Below are 16,468 nucleotides of genomic sequence, written 5' to 3' on the forward strand. Positions count from 1 at the left end.
TCAGACTCCGACTGCTCGAAGGTGAGGCCCCTCGGCGGGGACGAAGCTGTAGCAGGGCAGTGGGCCCGCGAGCCGCAGCTCGACCTGTTCGTGGTGGACGTCGGCGAATCGCTCCACCACGTCGCGGAAGTCGTCGCTGTCGCCGCGGCCGACGAGGAACGACACGTTGAGCGCGCATCCCTGGACTTCCGGCCCGGCGGCCACCGCGCGGGCCAGGGGGGTGAGCTCGCGCAGGAGCCGTCGGCCGGCTTCGGCTGCCCTGCTCTCCAGGGCAGCCGCCACGGCTTCGCCCAGGCGGAGGCTGGCCTCGTAACCGGGGCGTCGACGTGCTTCCTCCCGCAACCGCCGGACCGTGGCGTCCTCCGCGACGAGGCCGGCGAGCGCGTGCTGCGCCGGGAATGCCTTGACGTTGATCTCGACGCCGTCGGAGAGATGCTCCAGCGCGGCGATGTGGTCCGCCTCGCCCACCGTCAGCTGACCGCACACTGTCTCCTCGTCAGGGGCGACCATCCCGAACCGCATGGGCAGGACCGGCCCGTCCTCCGAGAGGCGCAGCAACAGATCCTGGTGCGCCAGCAGATCGCGCCGTCTGGCCCGGAGTTTCGGGGGCGCCTCGCTGACGACGGCGGCGACCCTGCCCCGGCCTACGGTTCGCAGTGACGCGGCCGGGTTGCCCACGCCGCCGGCATCCGCGGGCAGCGGCCTTCCCGCCCGGATGATCGCGTAGACGTACACACCGCCGGCTGTCACGACTCATGCCTCCGCGTGTCGTCGGCGGCTGGTACCACTGCGGGCCGGAGCACGCCGCTTCCTCGGTCGTTCCTGCTGCTCTTCCTCGTCCTCATCGGACTCCTCGACGTCGTCGTCACGGCTACCGACCGCTTTGCGTACGGTGTCGCCCACGCTCTCCGCGGCCTTACGAACCTTGCGCTTGCCGATGGACTTGGCGGCGCCGCCGCTGAGCAGTTCGGGAATGGTGGTGCTGCCGGAGTCACGCTCCAGGTCGAGCCGATTGCACGCCTCCGCGAACCGCAGGTAGGTGTCCACGCTCGCCACGACAATGCGCGCGTCTATCTTGAGGATCTCGATGCCGACCAGGGAGACCCGGACGAACACGTCGATCACCATGCCCCTGTCGAGGATCAGTTCCAGCACGTCGTACAACGTGCCTGCACGCGGCGGGCAGGCCACTACCTCGTCGGAGTAGGTGGTCGCAGGCATGGGCGGTCCTTCCGGTTGGCGGGCAAGCCCGGGTCACTCATCGGCGGCCCCCCGCCGGTAACGGCGGACCCTGCGGTACTCCATGAGTTCGCCGTCCTGATCGAGCTGCACCTCGTACGAGGCGAGCAGACTCGTGGTGTCCGGAATCCGGGGCAGCTCGAGGACGTCCACGACGACAACCCAGCCGTCATCGACACGCCTCACCGCCGACACACCCTCGGTGGGGTGGCCGATCAGCCCCTCCAGGCTCCGGCAGGCAGCGCGGGCCGCATGTTCCGCTCCCCGCAGGGGTGAGGTGCGGCGAGCGGCGGTCGTCGAGGATTTCCCGGCGCGCGGCCGACGTTCTTCTGCCATGCACTCAAGTCTGGTCGGTATTGATCGCCACGCACCTTGAGAGAGGCAGTCGGGGGGTGGGCCGATCCGACACGAAGTGCGCACCGGCCCCGGGGACCCCGTGCATTGAAGGAACACACCACCGAGCACGCCGGGGCTGCACGCCAAAAGCCGGCCCGGCAAAGGCGCGCGTCCCCGGCTTGCCGGAAAGCGTCCTACCAGTAATGCCGGCGGCCGCCCACCGCGTGTCCGACAGCACCCAGGACCCAGAGAACGAGACCGATCGCGACCAGCACGACACCGATGGTCCAGAGGATCGAAATGCCTGCAATCAGGCCGATGACCAGAAGAATGACGCCGAGAACGATCATGGCGCCCTCCGTAATCGTAGGGTTCTTCCAGTATGCGCCTCACATATTCACAAGGCGATCTGCGCCCGGACAAAGGGGCATGCGTCAACAAAGGGCCGCGCTGGGGACCGCGCCGACCACGGGTAGCACGGGCGAGGTTCCGAGGGAGGGGCGAGCCCGGAAAACAGCTTGTGCGGGCCGAGGCTTCGCTCGACCCGCACAAGGGGTGTTCATGCTGTGTGTCCGAGGGGGGACTTGAACCCCCACGCCCGATAAAGGGCACTAGCACCTCAAGCTAGCGCGTCTGCCATTCCGCCACCCGGACCAGGTGTCTGCCGCCTGGACGGGGGTGTTCCCCGCGGCGACACGGACAACAATACCAAGGTTTCGGAGTGGCCTTCACCTGCATATCGCGGGCGCGGAGCGGGTCCACGGGGGCGGGCGGGGGTGCACCTAGAGTCTCACCATGGGTGACTGGGTGACTACCAGAGGTATGCGGAAAGGCCGGCGGCCGAGGGCGCTGTCGCCGTGGCGGGAGCATCTTAGGGACACATTCTGGTTCGCGCCGACCGCGGCCATGGTGCTGGTCTTCGCGGTGTGGGCGGTGGCGTCGGAGATCGACGCCAGGATCGTGAAGGCGTTCCAGGACGCGCATGACTACGACGGGGTCAGCGAGCTGATCTCGATCGCCGACGACGCACGGACCGTGGCCACCACGGTCAGCTCCGCGATGATGACCTTCATCGGCGTGGTGTTCAGCATCTCGCTGGTCGCCGTGCAGATGGCCGGCGGGCAGTTCAGCCCCCGCGTGGTGCGGCTCTTCGTACGCAGCCGGATCACCAAGGTGACCTTCGCCGTCTTCCTCGCGACCTTCGTGCTCTCCCTGCTCGTGCTGACCGGCTACGACGGCGAACCCGACCCCCGGTATGTGAAGACCGTCCCCCTCCTGCAGGCGATCCTGACGCTCGCCATGGTCGGGCTGAGCCTGCTGCTGTTCGTGCTGTACGTGAACTCGACGCTGCGGCTCATGCGGGTCAGCCATGTGATCAGCCGGATCACCTCGGAGGCGTTCCGGGTGGCCGCGCGTATGCCCGTGGGTGCCACCGCGGGGGCCGGGGACGCGCTCGGGCCCGAGACAGGCCGGGTCCTTCATCCGGGGTCGGCCGGAGTCCTGCGGGATGTGAACATCGCCCGGCTGGTCCGGGCGGCACGGCAGCACGGCGTCGTCCTGCGGCTCATCCCGCGGATCGGTGACTTCGTCGTACCGGGGACACCGCTGCTCGCCGTGCACGGCGGCGCCGCTCCCGTCGCGCGGTCCCTGCGGTACACCGTCTCCGTGGGGGTCGAGCGCACCTTCCACCAGGACCTCGCGTTCGGACTGCGGCAGTTGTCCGACATCGCGCTGCGCGCACTGTCCGCCGCCATCAACGATCCCACCACCGCCGTACAGGCCGTGGACCGCATCGTGCAGTTCCTGGCCGCCCTGTCCCACCGGCCGCTCGACGCGTCGCTGCACCGGGACCGGCGCGGGACCGTACGGCTGGTGCAACCGGTGCCGGGCTGGACCGAGCTGGTGGATCTCGGGTTCAGCGAGGTGCGGCGCTGTGCCGTCGGCTCGCCCCAGGTCACCCGGCGCCTGATGGCCGGGTTCGACGATCTGCTGCTGGTGGCACCTCGGGAGCGGCGGGCGCCCCTGCTGCGGCACCGCGAGCTGCTGGCCCAGGCCGTGCAACGCGCGGTGCCCGAGGCCGCGGACCGCGCCTTCGCGCTCCGGCCCGACCGGCAGGGCATCGGATAGCCCCGCGGGCCGGACCGCGGACGCGGCTGCCGGCCGGTCCCTCGTGAAGGAACCGGCCGGACCTCACCTCACGGCATCAGGTGGTACTCCGGGAAGTTGCCCGGCAGCCGCTCCCCCGCCGGCCCCTGTGTCACCGCGCGCACGAGCAGTTCGCCGCCGACGAACGCGCCGCTCCAGGACGCGCCGAAGCCGCCGAAGAGTTCGTCGCGGTCGCCGCGCGAACGCGGCTTGCCGTGGCCGACCTTGAACGCCCGGATCTGCGGCGCCAGTCGGTCGTACGTCGTCCTGTCGTCCGTGGACAGCGTGGCGACCAGCGCGCCGTTCGAGGCGTTCATCGCGGCGAGCAGCTCGGCCTCGGTGTCGACCAGGACGATGGTGTCGACCGGCCCGAAGGGCTCCGCGTGGTGCAGCGGCGAGGACGGCGGCGGGTTGAGGATCGTGACGGGCTGGACGTACGCCGAGGTGTCCTGGCCCGGCAGGAAGCGGGCGTCGGCGAGGCTGCCGCGGTGCAGCGGGACGGCACCACGGTCGATGGCCTCGGCGACCTGGTCATTCAGCTCCTTGGCCTTGGCCGCGTTGATGACCGGTCCGAAGTCCAGCTGCGGGTACGGGTCGTCGGGGTGCTCGACCGCGAGCGGATGCCCGACGCGCAGGGTGCGCACCGCCGGCAGGTAGGCGGCGAGGAACTCGTCGAAGAGCGCGCGCTGGACGACGAAGCGCGGGTAGGCGGTGCAGCGCTGCTTCCCGTAGTCGAAGAGCTTCGGGATGACGGCCGTCAGTGCGTCCCAGTCGCTGTAGTTCCAGACGCCCCAGGTGTTGAGGCCCTCCTGTTCCAGTACGTGGCGCTTGCCGAGGTCGGCGACGGCGGTGGCCACCGCCGCGCCGGTGTCCCGGCCGCCGACGAAGGAGACGCAGCCGATCTCGGGGGCGCGCACGAGCGCCTCCGACAGCTCGCGTCCGCTGCCGCTGACGAGGGTCACGGGGATGCCCTCGCGGGCCGCGAGTGCGCAGGCCAGGGTGAGACAGGCGACGCCGCCGTCGGTCGGGGTCTTGGCGATGACCGCGTTGCCCGCCAGCGCCTGGACCAGCATGGCGTGCACGAGCACGCTCATCGGGTAATTCCAGCTCGCGATGTTGGACACGGGCCCGTCCAGCGGGGTCCGGCCCTCGACCATGGGGTCGATGCCGTCGACGTACCAGCGCACGCCGTCGATCGCCCGGTCCACGTCCGCCTGCGCGAGCCGCCAGGGCTTGCCGATCTCCCACACCAGCAGCAGCGCGAGCAGTTCGCGGTGCTGGGTCAGGGCGTCGAGGGTGGCCGCGACGCGGGCCCGGCGTTCGTTCAGGGGCACATGGCGCCAGGCGCGGTGCTGGTCCAGCGAGGCGCGTACGGCCTGCTGGGCGGCGGCGCCGTCCAGCCGCGGCGGGCCCGCGATCGGGCTGCCGTCCACGGGGCTGGTGGCGGGCAGCGCCCGGCCGTCCGCCTGCCAGGCGGAACCCCAGAGGTTGAGGACCCGGTCGTCCTGGAACGCCTCGGGGGCGACGGTGAGGCACCGCTGCCAGGCGTCCGTCCAGGACGTGCCGGACTTGAGGGTGAGGTTTCGAGGGGTGTGGTTCTCGGAGGTTGATGCCATTTCGGATGTCTCCGCTCTCGGTGCACAGTCGGGGGCGGGGGATGCATGGCTCGGCTGCCGGGTGGTGGCCCGGCCGCCGGGAGATGGTCCGGCTGCCGTCCTGACGGTGGTCAAGTACGGCACTGCGTACGGACGGTGGTCTGTACGGGGATATCGCGTCCAGCGGTCCGTACCGACGGTCGTCTGCACGGAGTATCGCGTTCAGCGGTCCGTACCGACGGTCGTCTGCACGGAGTATCGCGTTCAGCGGTCCGTACGGACGGTGGTCGCGTACGTACGGAGGAAGGTAGTGAGGCGGCGTCGCTCGGGACAGTCACCTCACGTCGACTATGAGTGACGTCACTCGGCTTCGAGGCGGGCCAGCACCAGCTGGGCCGTCTCGGTCGGGGTGCCGCCCACCTGGACTCCGACCGCTTCGAGGGCCTCTTTCTTCGCCTGCGCGGTGCCCGACGAGCCGGAGACGATCGCGCCCGCGTGGCCCATGGTCTTGCCCTCGGGCGCGGTGAACCCGGCGATGTATCCGACGACGGGTTTGGTGACGTGCTCTCCGATGTACGCGGCCGCACGTTCCTCGGCGTCGCCGCCGATCTCGCCGATCAGGACGATGAGTTCGGTGTCGGGGTCGGCCTCGAAGGCCGCCAGACAGTCGATGTGGGTCGTGCCGACGACCGGGTCGCCACCGATGCCGACGCAGGTGGAGAAGCCGATGTCCCGCAGCTCGTACATGAGTTGGTAGGTGAGCGTGCCCGACTTGGACACCAGGCCGATACGTCCGGGCTTGGTGATGTCGGCGGGGATGATGCCGGCGTTGGACTGCCCCGGGGTGATCAGCCCCGGACAGTTGGGGCCGATGATCCGGGTGCCCTTGGCCGCGGCGTACGCGTGGAAGGCGACCGAGTCGTGGACCGGGATGCCCTCCGTGATCACGACGGCGAGTCCGATGCCGGCGTCGGCGGCCTCCACGACGGCCGCCTTGGCGAAGGCGGGCGGCACGAAGACCACGCTCACATCCGCGCCGGTCGCCGCCATGCCCTCGCGCACCGAGCCGAAGACGGGGACGGCCCGGTCGTCGAAGTCGACGCTCCGGCCGGCCTTGCGCGGGTTGACACCGCCGACGACGTTCGTGCCGGCCGCGAGCATCCGCCGGGTGTGCTTCATGCCCTCGCCACCGGTCATGCCCTGGACGAGAACCTTGCTCTCCTTGGTGAGGTAGATCGCCATGTCCCGTCCCCTTAGCTGGCGTTGGCGAGTGCGGCGGCCTGCCGTGCGGCGCCGTCCATGGTGGTGGCCTGTTGGACCAGCGGATGGGCGTGGCCGTCCAGGATGGCCCGGCCGCGTACCGCGTTGTTGCCGTCGAGGCGGACCACGAGCGGCTTGGTCAGCCGCACGGTGTCGAGGGCCTGCACGATGCCGTCGGCGACGGCATCGCAGGCGGTGATGCCGCCGAAGACGTTGACGAAGACCGACTTCACGTCCGGGTCGGAGAGGATGACCGACAGCCCGTCCGCCATGATCTGCGCGGAGGCACCGCCCCCGATGTCGAGGAAGTTGGCGGGCCGGGCGCCGCAGCCCGCGACCACGTCGAGTGTCGACATAACCAGACCCGCGCCGTTGCCGATGACGCCGACCTCGCCGTCCAACTTGACGTAGTTGAGGCCCTTGGCGGCGGCAGCGGCCTCCAGCGGGTCGTCGTGCGCGGTGTCCTGCTCACCCCAACGCGCCTGCCGGAAGCGGGCGTTGTCGTCGAGGGTGACCTTGCCGTCCAGGGCGAGGATCTGCCCCTGCGCGGTCCGTACGAGGGGGTTCACCTCGACGAGGACGGCGTCCTCACGGGTCAGCACCTCCCACAGCCGCACCAGGGCGTCGACGGTCTCCGGGGGCAGTCCGGCGGCCTCGGCGATCTGCGCGGCGCGAGCGGAGGTGACCCCCTCCGCCGGGTCGATGTGGATGCGCGCCACGGCGTCCGGCCTGCTCGCGGCCACCTCCTCGATGTCCATGCCGCCCTCGGCCGAGGCGATCGCGAGGAAGCGTCCGGCGGCGCGATCGAGGACGTAACTGACGTAGAACTCGCTCTCGATGTCTACGGGTTCGGCCAACATCACCTTGCCGACGGTGTGGCCTTTGATGTCCATCCCGAGGATCTTGCGTGCGATCAGCTCGGCCGAAGCGGGGTCCGCAGCCACCCTGACCCCGCCCAACTTGCCGCGGCCACCGGTCTTGACCTGCGCTTTCACCACTACACGACCACCGAGACGGCGGGCTATCCGCCGCGCCTCCCTGGGGGAGTCGGTGACCTCGGCCCTTGGCACCAAAATGCCGTGTTCCGCGAAAAGTGTCCTTGCCTGGTGCTCGTACAGGTCCATCTTTCGGCTCCTGTCTGAAAAGTGCGCCCGCCCCCTGGACATCACCCACCGGATGCGGGATAACAATCTTCATACAGTATTCGTCGACTGTATGCAATGTGCCGCAGCCGCCCCCGGGTGGCGTCGGAACGGCTTCGACCAGCGTTCCGGCGTACCCGATCCCCCACGAAGGGAGATGACTCCGCCATGCCTCAGTACACCGGTCACGGCCTCATCCCCCGCGGGCGTCCGGCCACATCGCAGCAGGCCCGACAGAGGGAGTCCTCGCTTTACGACGTCCGGGCAGCCCCGGACGCGTACGCCCCTGAACCACGGCCCGGCCGACGTACAAGTGAGGTGACCTGGTGACGACCAAGGCTCTCGAAGGCATCCGTGTCCTCGATATGACGCATGTCCAGTCCGGTCCCTCGGCGACCCAGCTCCTTGCCTGGCTGGGCGCGGACGTGGTCAAGCTGGAGGCGCCGGCCGGAGACATCACCCGGAAGCAGCTCCGTGACCTCCCGGACGTCGACTCCCTCTACTTCACGATGCTCAACTGCAACAAGCGAAGCATCACTCTTAACACCAAGACCGAGCGCGGGAAACAGATCCTGACCGAGCTGATCCGCCGCTCCGACGTCATGGTCGAGAACTTCGGACCGGGGGCGGTGGACCGTATGGGCTTCACCTGGGACCGCATCCAGGAGATCAACCCGCGGATCGTCTACGCCTCCATCAAGGGCTTCGGGGAAGGCCCCTACACCAACTTCAAGGCGTACGAGGTCGTCGCCCAGGCCATGGGCGGGTCGATGGCCACCACCGGCTTCGAGGACGGACCGCCCCTCGCCACCGGCGCACAGATCGGCGACTCCGGCACCGGCATCCATGCCGTCGCCGGCATCCTCGCGGCGCTGTTCCAGCGGGAGAACACCGGTCGCGGTCAGCGGGTCAACGTGGCCATGCAGCATGCCGTGCTCAATCTCTGCCGGGTGAAGCTGCGCGATCAACAGCGCCTGGCCCATGGCCGGCTCGCCGAATATCCCAACGAGGACTTCGCCGAGGAGGTTCCCCGCTCCGGCAACGCGTCCGGCGGCGGTCAGCCCGGCTGGGCGGTCAAGTGCGCACCCGGCGGCCCGAACGACTACGTGTACGTCATCGTCCAGCCCGTCGGCTGGCAGCCGATCACCGAACTCATCGGCCGCCCCGAACTCGCCGCCGACCCCGAATGGGCCACCCCCGAAGCCCGGCTTCCCAAACTCGGCAAGATGTTCCAGCTCATCGAGGAATGGACCAGCACCCTCCCCAAATGGGAGGTGCTGGAGCGGCTCAACGGCCACAACATCCCGTGCGGCCCGATCCTGTCCACCAAGGAAATCATCGAGGACGCCTCGCTCGCCGCCAACGAGATGATCGTGAAGGTGCCGCATCCCCAGCGCGGCGAGTTCGTGACCGTCGGCAGCCCGCTGAAACTCTCCGACTCCCCCGTTGACGTCAGCAGTTCACCGCTGCTCGGCGAGCACAACGAAGAGGTGTACGTCGGTGAGCTCGGCCTCGGGGACGAAGAGCTGCGCCTGCTCAGGTCGAGCGGGGTGATCTGACGTGACGGTTCCGAACGCCACCAGACTCTCCCCGACCCGGGCGGCCGCACCGGCCCCGACCCCCTGCTCCCGGATCTCCGCCGCGCCCTCCGAGGCCGCGGATGACCCGGACACGACCCGCAAGCCGGTGGCCGTACGCGGCGGCGGAAGGTACCGCTGGGCCCGCACGGCGGGGCTGTTGGGGGGCCTTCCATGAGGTGACCGAGGGCGGGGACGGCAGACGGTGCGCGTCGGCCGGCCCCGGAGCCCACAAGCGCACGAAAGGCATTTGGCAGGGGGCGCTGTCCAGATCTTTCGACGCAAGGGGTGCTTGAGCGATATGACAACCACCGACTACTCGACGTCCGTTCCCTACAGGGAGGTGACGGACGGCAATGGCCGCAAGTACCGCATAGGTGAAACCGATCGCGACATCATGGGTCGACCACGCTGGACCATGGTGCTGTTCCCATGGATGGGCATGCTGGGCATCAGTTCCTCGGAGTACGCATTCACTTCGGCCGAGGACACCCTGCACGACGCCCATCTCTGGAGCAGCGGCCACATCTTCTGGCTGATGGGTGTCTGGATCTTCTTCCAGGCAGCCGTGGCCTTCCCTGCGGGGCAACTGCGGGAAAGCGGGAGGCTGCCCGCCCGGTACGCCATGTTCCTCGGCGCGCTGGGCACGGTTCTGGGCTATCTCTCGCTGGCGTTCGCGCCGCACGTGATCGTCGCGTACATCGGGTTCGGGATGTTCAGCGGTATCGGAGCCGGTCTTGTCTACGCGACCTGCGTGAACATGGTCGGCAAGTGGTACCCGGAGCGCAAGGGCGGCAAGACAGGCCTGGTCAACGGCGGTTTCGCCTATGGCTCGGTGCCCTTCGTCTTCCTGTTCACCTCGTACATGGACCTCAGCAACTACGAGAACGTCCTGATAGCCGTCGGCGTCATCTGCTGCTCGGTCGTCGCCTTCGCCGGCTGGTTCTTCAAGGACCCGCCGAAGGGCTGGTGGCCTTCGCACGCGGACCCGCTGAAGGTGTCGGACGACCCGAGGGTCCGGCGGGCGCTGGCGAAGAACCCGCCGGCGGTCAAGCAGTACACCCCGAGGGAGGCCGCTCGAACCCCCGTCCTGTGGATGATGTGGTTCTGCCTCCTGTGCACGGCCGGGATCAACATCTTCGGTATCGCCATGCAGGTGCCGTTCGGCAAGGACATGGGCTTCGCCGGCGGCATCGTGGCCACCGCGATGTCCCTGAAGGCCATTGTCAACGGCACCGGACGCGGCATCATCGGATGGATCTCCGACCGCGCCGGCCGGCGCCAGACACTGATCATCGTCTGTCTGGTGCTGGGTACCGCCCAGTTCGGTGTTCTGGTCTCCGGCCAGATGGGCAGCATGCCGTTCTTCCTGTTCTGCTCCATGGTCTCCGGATTCGGCGGCGGCGCGATCTTCCCGCTGTTCGCGGCCATGACGGCGGACTACTTCGGCGAGAACCACAACGCGTCCAACTACGGAATGGTCTACAGCTCGAAGCTCATCTCCGGGCTGCTGGGCTCCGGCATGGGCGCGGTCGTGGTCCGCGTGTGGGACTACGAAGGCGCCTTCGTCATCGCAGGCTCCATAGGACTGGCCTCGGCCGTTCTCGCTCTCTTCCTCAAAGCTCCGGGCAGGCCTCATGCCCGGAAGATTGTCCCCAACCCACACCCCATCGGTGAGGAGATGGCTTAATGACGGCGGAACCCATCGCCGCGAACGACGCGTCGGGAGACTCCGGCGCGGAGAACCGCTCGTATCGGGAAGTCACGGACTCCCGCGGCCGTGTCTACCGAATAGGTGAGACGGACCGGGACATCCTCGGGCACTCGCGCAAGTTCATGGTGTACCTGCCATGGCTGGCCATGATGGCCATCAGCGTGTTCGAGTACGCGTACGGCTCGGCGGAGGACACCCTGTCCCACGCCCACGGCTGGACGCAGAGCAACACCTTCTGGATCCTGAGTGTCTGGGTGTTCTTCCAGGCCGGAATCGCCTTCCCCGCGGGCTGGATGCGGGAGAAGGGGATCCTGACCGCGCGCAAGGCCATGTACATCGGGTCGGTCATGTGCGTGGTCGGCTTCCTCGCTCTCTCGCACCTGAGCAATGTCCTGCTGGCGATCCTCGGCTTCGGTGTCATCGGTGGCATCGGATCCGGACTGGTGTACGCGACCTGCATCAACATGGTCGGCAAGTGGTTCCCGGAGCGTCGTGGCGCGAAGACCGGATTCGTCAACGGCGGATTCGCGTACGGCTCACTGCCGTTCATCTTCATCTTCAACTACGCCTTCGACACGTCCAATTACCACCGCGTGTTGGACCTCATCGGCTGCTACGTGATGATCGTGGTGGTATCCACCGCGTTCTTCTTCAAGGACCCGCCGAAGAACTGGTGGCCTGCCGACATCGATCCGCTGACGTACGGCGGTACCGAGAAGGGGGCCGCCAGCCTCGCCAAGAACCCTCCCGCGGTGAAGCAGTTCACACCCAAGGAGGCCATCAGGACCGGCATGCTCCCCCTGATGTGGGTCGCTCTGGTCATGACCGCGGGGGTGTCGATCTTCGGTATCTCCTTCCAGGTCGACTTCGCCAAGGAGGTGGGCTTCGGTCCGCTGGTCGCGGCGTCCTCGATGGGCGTCATGGCCGTCATCAACGGCGTCGGCCGGGGCGTGGTGGGCTGGCTGTCCGACATCTGGGGCCGCAAGCAGACCCTGGTGTTCGTCATCCTCGTACTGGGTCTCGCGCAGTTCGGCGTGATCTGGGCCGGTGACATCAAGAGCGAATGGCTGTTCCTGGTCTTCGCGTTCCTCTCCGGATTCGGCGGCGGGGCCTTCTACCCGATGTTCGCGGCCCTGACTCCGGACTACTTCGGCGAGAACTACAACGCCACCAACTACGGGCTGGTGTACAGCGGAAAGCTGATCAGCGGTCTGTTCGGCGGCGGGCTCGGCTCGATGGTGGTGGCCGCCTGGGGCTACAACGGCGCCTACGCGCTGGCCGGCGGCATCTCCATGGTGGCGGCGGCGATCGCGCTGCTGCTGAAACAGCCGGGCGGAACCAGGAGGGAATCCACCAGTACCCCGCAGCCACAACCGGCGGGCTGACCAGGCCCTTCGGCCACCGCACACGGCACGGATGAGGCGGCCCTCCCTACGTCTTCGGACGCGGGGAGGGCCGCCTCATGCGCGGCCCGGAACGGTGTCGGGCCGCGCGGGCCGGTGGGCCGCGGACCGGTGGGCCGTGAACCGGTGGCGCGGCCCGGAGGGCCAGTGGTGAACCGGCGGACTAGTGGCGCTTCTTACGGAGGGCCGCGAGGTGGTCGTAGCCGATCTTCGCGAACCGCAGGGACTGTCCGAGGTCGGTGGAGCTGGGTGCGTTGTCCTGCTCGACCATCGGGTTGTGGTAGTTCCGGTCGCCCACGCGCGAGAAGAACGTCGTGTAGTCGATGACGCCGGTGCCGAACGGGACCATGTCGTAGCCCATCCCGTTCGTGGTGTTCACGGTGCCGTCCTTCGCGTGGAAGAGCGGGTAGCGCTTGTTGTTGCGGACGACGAGGCCTGCGGGGTCGAAGACCTTCTCCCGGACCGAGCCGTCGTGGGCCGTGTAGGTGTGGAACTTGTACTGGGCGACATGCGCCCAGAAGATGTCCATCTCCAGCCAGACGGTCCTCGGATCAGTGATCTTGAGGAAGTACTCCAGCTTGCGGATGCCGGAGCTGCGGGTCGGCCGGCCCTGGGCGTCGAGCGGACCGCCGTCCAGCAGGAACCCGTAGGCCGCGTCGTGGTTGTGGGTGTAGAGCTTGATGCCCTCGCGGCGGGCGATCGCGCCGAGCGCGTTCCACTTGTCGGCCGCCACGTCCCAGTCGGCACGGTAGTCGCTGCCGGTGGGGTCGCCACCGGTGCCCATGTGGTCCATGCCGAGGATGTTGGCGATCTCCAGATGCTTCTTGAAGGTGTCCAGGTCGGGTGTCGTGAGCGGCCAGGAGCCCGGGATGAAGCCGTGGTTGCCCTGCGCCCGCAGCCCGTAGTCGTCGAGCCACGAACGCAGCAGCCTGGCACCGGCCACGGACTCCAGGCCGGCTCCGCCCGGGGCGTTGGCGTGCTGCCCGTAGCCCGCGAACTCCACCTGCCGGTAGCCGTGGCGCGACAGCTCCTTGAAGACCTCGCGGAATCCGGAGGGCAGGTCGCTCGCGAGGGGATCGCGGCCCGTCGCGTCACGGACGGTGTAGAGGATGATGCCGCGCCTGGCCGCGGGTATGAGGGTGGTCCCGTCGTGCCCGTGGCCTCTGTCCCGGGCGGGGGCCTGGGCGTGGGCGGGTGCGGCGCCGAGGACGGGAGCGGCGATCGCCGCGGCCGCGGCGGCGGTACAGGTGCTCAGGAAACGGCGGCGGTTGACGCCGAGCGCGCGGCGCAGGGCGTCGTCGGTTCCGGATTCGTCGTTGAACACGGTCACGGTTCCTCTTTCGGGTCGGTGTGCGGTCGGGCGGGTGCGGGACGTTCGCCCCGGCGGGTGCCGGACGCTCCGGCCTGGTGTCCGCGGGCCGGACGCGTTGTCAGTGGTGCGTGTTTCACTTTCCGTAGTTGCTCGTCAGGCGCGGCCGTAGTCGCTCGTCACGCGAGGCCGGCCAGGGCGAGCAGCAGGGATTTCACTTCGGTGGCCGCGACGCGGCCCCTGACTGCGTGGGGGGTGGAGCAGATGATGAGCGGACCTTCGTCGTCGCTCGGGGGAAGGCGGCCGTGGCTGCCGCGAATAGGTGAGGGGTCCAGCGGCACGACCGCCAGGCGGTAGCGCATGCCGAGCTTCTTGCGGGCCACCGCGCCCACGGCCTTGACCTTGACGTAGGGGTCGTGGGGGTCCATGAAGAGCTCGACCGGGTCGTAGCCGGGTTTGCGGTGGATCTCGACGAGCTGCGCGAAGTCGGGCGCGTGGGCGTCGTCGAGCCAGTAGTAGTACGTGAACCAGGCGTCCGGCTCCGCGACGGCGACGAGTTCGCCCGAGCGCGGATGGTCGAGGTGGTGGCTCTTCTTGCCCTCGTCGTCGAGGAGTTGCTCGATGCCGGGCAGGCCGGCGAGCGCCTCCTTCGTGGCCTCCAGGTCCTCGGGGCGGCGCACGTAGACATGGGCGATCTGGTGGTCGGCGACGGCGAAGGCACGCGAGGCCATCGGGTCGAGGTACTCCATGCCGTCCTGCGTGTGCACTTCGAGCAGGCCGGCGCGGCGCAGGGCGCGGTTGATGTCGACGGGCCGGTTCACGCGCGTGATGCCGTACTCGGAGAGCGCGACGACGGTACGGCCCTGCGCCCTGGCGTCGTCGAGGAGGGGTGCCAGTGCCGTGTCGAGGTCGGCCGCCGCCTTGAGGGAGCGCGGGTCGTCGGGGCCGAAGCGTTGCAGGTCGTAGTCGAGGTGAGGGAGGTAGCAGAGGGTCAGGTCCGGTCGGCGGGTGCCCATGATGTGGCGGGTCGCGTCGATGATCCACTGGCTGGAGACGAGGTCCGCGCCGGGTCCCCAGAAGTGGAAGAGGGGGAACGTGCCGAATTTCTCGGTGAGTTCGTCGTGCAGGGCCGGGGGCCTGGTGTAGCAGTCGGGTTCCTTGCGGCCGTCGGCGTAGTAGACGGGACGGGGGGTGACGGTGAAGTCGGTGTCGGCGCCCATGGCGTACCACCAGCAGATGTTGGCGACCGTGTAGCCGGGGTGCGCGCGCCGGGCGGCGTCCCACAGCCTGTCACCGGAGACCAGGCCGTTGTGCTGGCGCCACAGGAGTACGTCGCCGAGCTCGCGGAAGTACCAGCCGTTGCCGACGATGCCGTGCTCGGCGGGGTGGCTGCCGGTGAGGAAGGTGGACTGGGCGGCGCAGGTGACGGCGGGCAGGACGGTACCGAGCGGGGCGCGGGAGCCGGACTGGCCGAGGGCCTTGAGGTGCGGCATGTGGTCGAGGAGACGGGGGGTGAGGCCTACGACGTCCAGGACGAGGAGCGGGGTGGGCGGGCCGGGGTGTTCCGGTGCGGTGCTCATGGGAGTTCCTTCAGGCCGAGGTCCGTCAGGAGGTCGCGGGCGAGGGTGAGTTCGGCGGCGATGCCGTCGGCGAGCTGGGCGCGGGCGCGGGGGCGCAGCTCGGGCGGCAGGGCCTGCCAGGTGTAGGTCTCGACCTCCAGATGACGGGTGAGCGGGTGCGGGCCGCCGACGAGGCGGGTCAGCGCGGCCCGGAGGACGGGGAGCGTGGAGGTGAGGGGAGCGGCGGGGGCCGCGTGCAGCGGGACGTGGAAGTGGGCGCGCCAGGGGGTGCCGTCCGGCAGGGCGTCGCCGGCGAGGGCCTCGCCGAGGTCGTCGGTGCCGCGCAGTCCGCCGGCGGTCCGGGTGCGGGTCTGGTGCAGGAAGCGGGGCTCGTCGAAGGCGGCGAGGGCCTTGCGGACTTCGGGGAGATGGGGGTGTTCGGCGTGCAGGGCGGCGGAGAGCTGGGATTTGACGACCGGGACCCGGGCTTGGGCGAGCGCGTCCAGGGCGGTGTCCGGGTCCTCGAAGGAGGTGGCGAGGTGGCAGGTGTCGACGCAGATGCCGATGCGGTCGTGGGCGACGGCGGTGAGCGGGGCGATGGCGTCCCGGGTCGTCTCCACGACACAGCCCGGTTCGGGTTCAAGCCCGATCCGGATGGAGCGGCCGGTCAGCTCCTCCAGGGCGTCGAGGCGTTCGGCGAGCGTGGTGAGCGCCGTGCGGGCCGCGGCTGCCCGCTCTTCGTCGTACGCGGTGCGCCAGGCGAGCGGCAGGGTGGAGATGCTGCCCTCGGTGACGTCGTCCGGGAGCAGCCCGGCGAGGACGCGGGCCAGGGCGGTGGTGTGCTGGAGGCGTTCGGGATCGGCCCAGTCCGGCTTGTAGACGCGGTACTTGACCTCTTCGGCGCCGAAGTCCTCGTACGGGAAGCCGTTGAGGGTGACGACTTCGAGGCCGCGCCGGTCCAGCTCGGTGCGCAGTCCGCGCAGGGCCGACGGATCCGTGACGAGGGCGCGGGCGGCGTCCTTGGCGAGCCACAGGCCGATGCCGAGGCGGTCGCGGCCCAGGCGCCGGCGGACGGGTTCGCAGTGGTCGCGGAGCTGGCCGAGGACACCGTCGAGGGTCTCGGCCGGGTGGACGTTGGTGCAGTAGGCGAGGTGGACGACGGAACCGTCGGGGTGGCGGAAGCGCATCG

The 16,468-nt window shown here is 69.2% G+C and carries 14 protein-coding genes and 1 tRNA gene; 4 read left to right on the plus strand and 11 right to left on the minus strand.

Going from position 1 to position 16,468, the window contains the following annotated elements:
- The 5 genes from ACFVYF_RS17965 to ACFVYF_RS17985 form a co-directional block, all read right to left on the minus strand.
- The gene (locus ACFVYF_RS17965) at positions 1–750 is read right to left on the minus strand and encodes a GvpL/GvpF family gas vesicle protein (RefSeq protein WP_389456336.1); all 750 of its coding nucleotides are present in this window, start codon (positions 748–750) and stop codon (positions 1–3) included.
- Between the two features lie 3 nt (positions 751–753).
- Complete coding sequence (gene gvpJ, locus ACFVYF_RS17970; protein WP_389456338.1) at positions 754–1,221, minus strand: gas vesicle protein GvpJ; 468 nt, start codon at positions 1,219–1,221, stop codon at positions 754–756.
- 33 nt (positions 1,222–1,254) lie between these two features.
- On the minus strand, positions 1,255–1,575 hold the full coding sequence (gene gvpO / locus ACFVYF_RS17975) for a gas vesicle protein GvpO (RefSeq protein WP_389456340.1): 321 nt from the start codon (positions 1,573–1,575) through the stop codon (positions 1,255–1,257).
- A 194-nt stretch (positions 1,576–1,769) separates the two neighbouring features.
- Positions 1,770–1,925, minus strand: a complete 156-nt coding sequence (locus tag ACFVYF_RS17980) for a DUF6131 family protein (protein WP_389456342.1) — start codon at positions 1,923–1,925, stop codon at positions 1,770–1,772.
- Positions 1,926–2,144: 219 nt separating this feature from the next.
- Positions 2,145–2,229: transfer RNA gene (locus ACFVYF_RS17985), tRNA-Leu, on the minus strand.
- 141 nt (positions 2,230–2,370) lie between these two features.
- Here ACFVYF_RS17985 and ACFVYF_RS17990 point away from each other — a divergent pair.
- Positions 2,371–3,702, plus strand: coding sequence for a DUF2254 domain-containing protein (locus ACFVYF_RS17990; RefSeq protein WP_389456344.1), 1,332 nt, complete (start codon positions 2,371–2,373; stop codon positions 3,700–3,702).
- 68 nt (positions 3,703–3,770) lie between these two features.
- Here the strand turns inward: ACFVYF_RS17990 and ACFVYF_RS17995 are convergent, their stop codons facing one another.
- The 3 genes from ACFVYF_RS17995 to sucC form a co-directional block, all read right to left on the minus strand.
- Entirely contained in the window at positions 3,771–5,336 is a 1,566-nt protein-coding gene (locus ACFVYF_RS17995) for an aldehyde dehydrogenase family protein (protein ID WP_389456346.1), read from the minus strand.
- Positions 5,337–5,675: 339 nt separating this feature from the next.
- Positions 5,676–6,557, minus strand: a complete 882-nt coding sequence (gene sucD / locus ACFVYF_RS18000) for a succinate--CoA ligase subunit alpha (protein WP_389456348.1) — start codon at positions 6,555–6,557, stop codon at positions 5,676–5,678.
- Positions 6,558–6,568: 11 nt separating this feature from the next.
- Positions 6,569–7,699 carry an ADP-forming succinate--CoA ligase subunit beta gene (gene sucC / locus ACFVYF_RS18005; protein WP_389456350.1) on the minus strand — a complete coding sequence of 377 codons (1,131 nt, stop codon included), beginning with the start codon at positions 7,697–7,699 and terminating at the stop codon, positions 6,569–6,571.
- A 344-nt stretch (positions 7,700–8,043) separates the two neighbouring features.
- Between sucC and frc the strand changes: the two genes are divergently transcribed.
- From frc to ACFVYF_RS18020, 3 genes are all read left to right on the plus strand, one after another.
- Positions 8,044–9,276, plus strand: coding sequence for a formyl-CoA transferase (frc, locus tag ACFVYF_RS18010; RefSeq protein WP_389456351.1), 1,233 nt, complete (start codon positions 8,044–8,046; stop codon positions 9,274–9,276).
- A 319-nt stretch (positions 9,277–9,595) separates the two neighbouring features.
- The gene (locus tag ACFVYF_RS18015) at positions 9,596–10,984 is read left to right on the plus strand and encodes an OFA family MFS transporter (RefSeq protein ID WP_389456353.1); all 1,389 of its coding nucleotides are present in this window, start codon (positions 9,596–9,598) and stop codon (positions 10,982–10,984) included.
- Complete coding sequence (locus tag ACFVYF_RS18020; RefSeq protein ID WP_389456355.1) at positions 10,984–12,393, plus strand: OFA family MFS transporter; 1,410 nt, start codon at positions 10,984–10,986, stop codon at positions 12,391–12,393. The genes ACFVYF_RS18015 and ACFVYF_RS18020 overlap by 1 nt, the downstream gene beginning before the upstream one ends.
- Before the next feature lie 181 nt (positions 12,394–12,574).
- Here the strand turns inward: ACFVYF_RS18020 and ACFVYF_RS18025 are convergent, their stop codons facing one another.
- The 3 genes from ACFVYF_RS18025 to eboE all read right to left on the minus strand — a co-directional run bounded on the left by ACFVYF_RS18025 (position 12,575) and on the right by eboE (position 16,466).
- Positions 12,575–13,741 (minus strand): sugar phosphate isomerase/epimerase family protein, encoded by a 1,167-nt coding sequence (locus tag ACFVYF_RS18025; RefSeq protein WP_389456356.1) that lies wholly within the window; start codon positions 13,739–13,741, stop codon positions 12,575–12,577.
- A gap of 158 nt (positions 13,742–13,899) precedes the next feature.
- Entirely contained in the window at positions 13,900–15,300 is a 1,401-nt protein-coding gene (locus ACFVYF_RS18030) for an alkaline phosphatase family protein (protein ID WP_389456357.1), read from the minus strand.
- On the minus strand, positions 15,297–16,466 hold the full coding sequence (eboE, locus tag ACFVYF_RS18035) for a metabolite traffic protein EboE (RefSeq protein ID WP_389456359.1): 1,170 nt from the start codon (positions 16,464–16,466) through the stop codon (positions 15,297–15,299). Before eboE ends, ACFVYF_RS18030 begins: the two co-directional genes overlap by 4 nt.
- Between the last annotated feature and the right edge of the window lie 2 nt (positions 16,467–16,468).

This window comes from Streptomyces sp. NPDC058274 (assembly GCF_042881375.1).
GTDB lineage: Bacteria > Actinomycetota > Actinomycetes > Streptomycetales > Streptomycetaceae > Streptomyces.

Bases quoted from the DNA above. Each gene is read 5' to 3' on its own strand.
- gvpJ (WP_389456338.1), bottom strand. From the start codon at position 1,221: ATGCCTGCGACCACCTACTCCGACGAGGTAGTGGCCTGCCCGCCGCGT.
- gvpO (WP_389456340.1), bottom strand. From the start codon at position 1,575: ATGGCAGAAGAACGTCGGCCGCGCGCCGGGAAATCCTCGACGACCGCC.
- ACFVYF_RS17980 (WP_389456342.1), bottom strand. From the start codon at position 1,925: ATGATCGTTCTCGGCGTCATTCTTCTGGTCATCGGCCTGATTGCAGGC.
- ACFVYF_RS17990 (WP_389456344.1), top strand. From the start codon at position 2,371: ATGGGTGACTGGGTGACTACCAGAGGTATGCGGAAAGGCCGGCGGCCG.
- ACFVYF_RS17995 (WP_389456346.1), bottom strand. From the start codon at position 5,336: ATGGCATCAACCTCCGAGAACCACACCCCTCGAAACCTCACCCTCAAG.
- sucD (WP_389456348.1), bottom strand. From the start codon at position 6,557: ATGGCGATCTACCTCACCAAGGAGAGCAAGGTTCTCGTCCAGGGCATG.
- sucC (WP_389456350.1), bottom strand. From the start codon at position 7,699: ATGGACCTGTACGAGCACCAGGCAAGGACACTTTTCGCGGAACACGGC.
- ACFVYF_RS18015 (WP_389456353.1), top strand. From the start codon at position 9,596: ATGACAACCACCGACTACTCGACGTCCGTTCCCTACAGGGAGGTGACG.
- ACFVYF_RS18020 (WP_389456355.1), top strand. From the start codon at position 10,984: ATGACGGCGGAACCCATCGCCGCGAACGACGCGTCGGGAGACTCCGGC.
- ACFVYF_RS18030 (WP_389456357.1), bottom strand. From the start codon at position 15,300: ATGAGCACCGCACCGGAACACCCCGGCCCGCCCACCCCGCTCCTCGTC.
- eboE (WP_389456359.1), bottom strand. From the start codon at position 16,466: ATGCGCTTCCGCCACCCCGACGGTTCCGTCGTCCACCTCGCCTACTGC.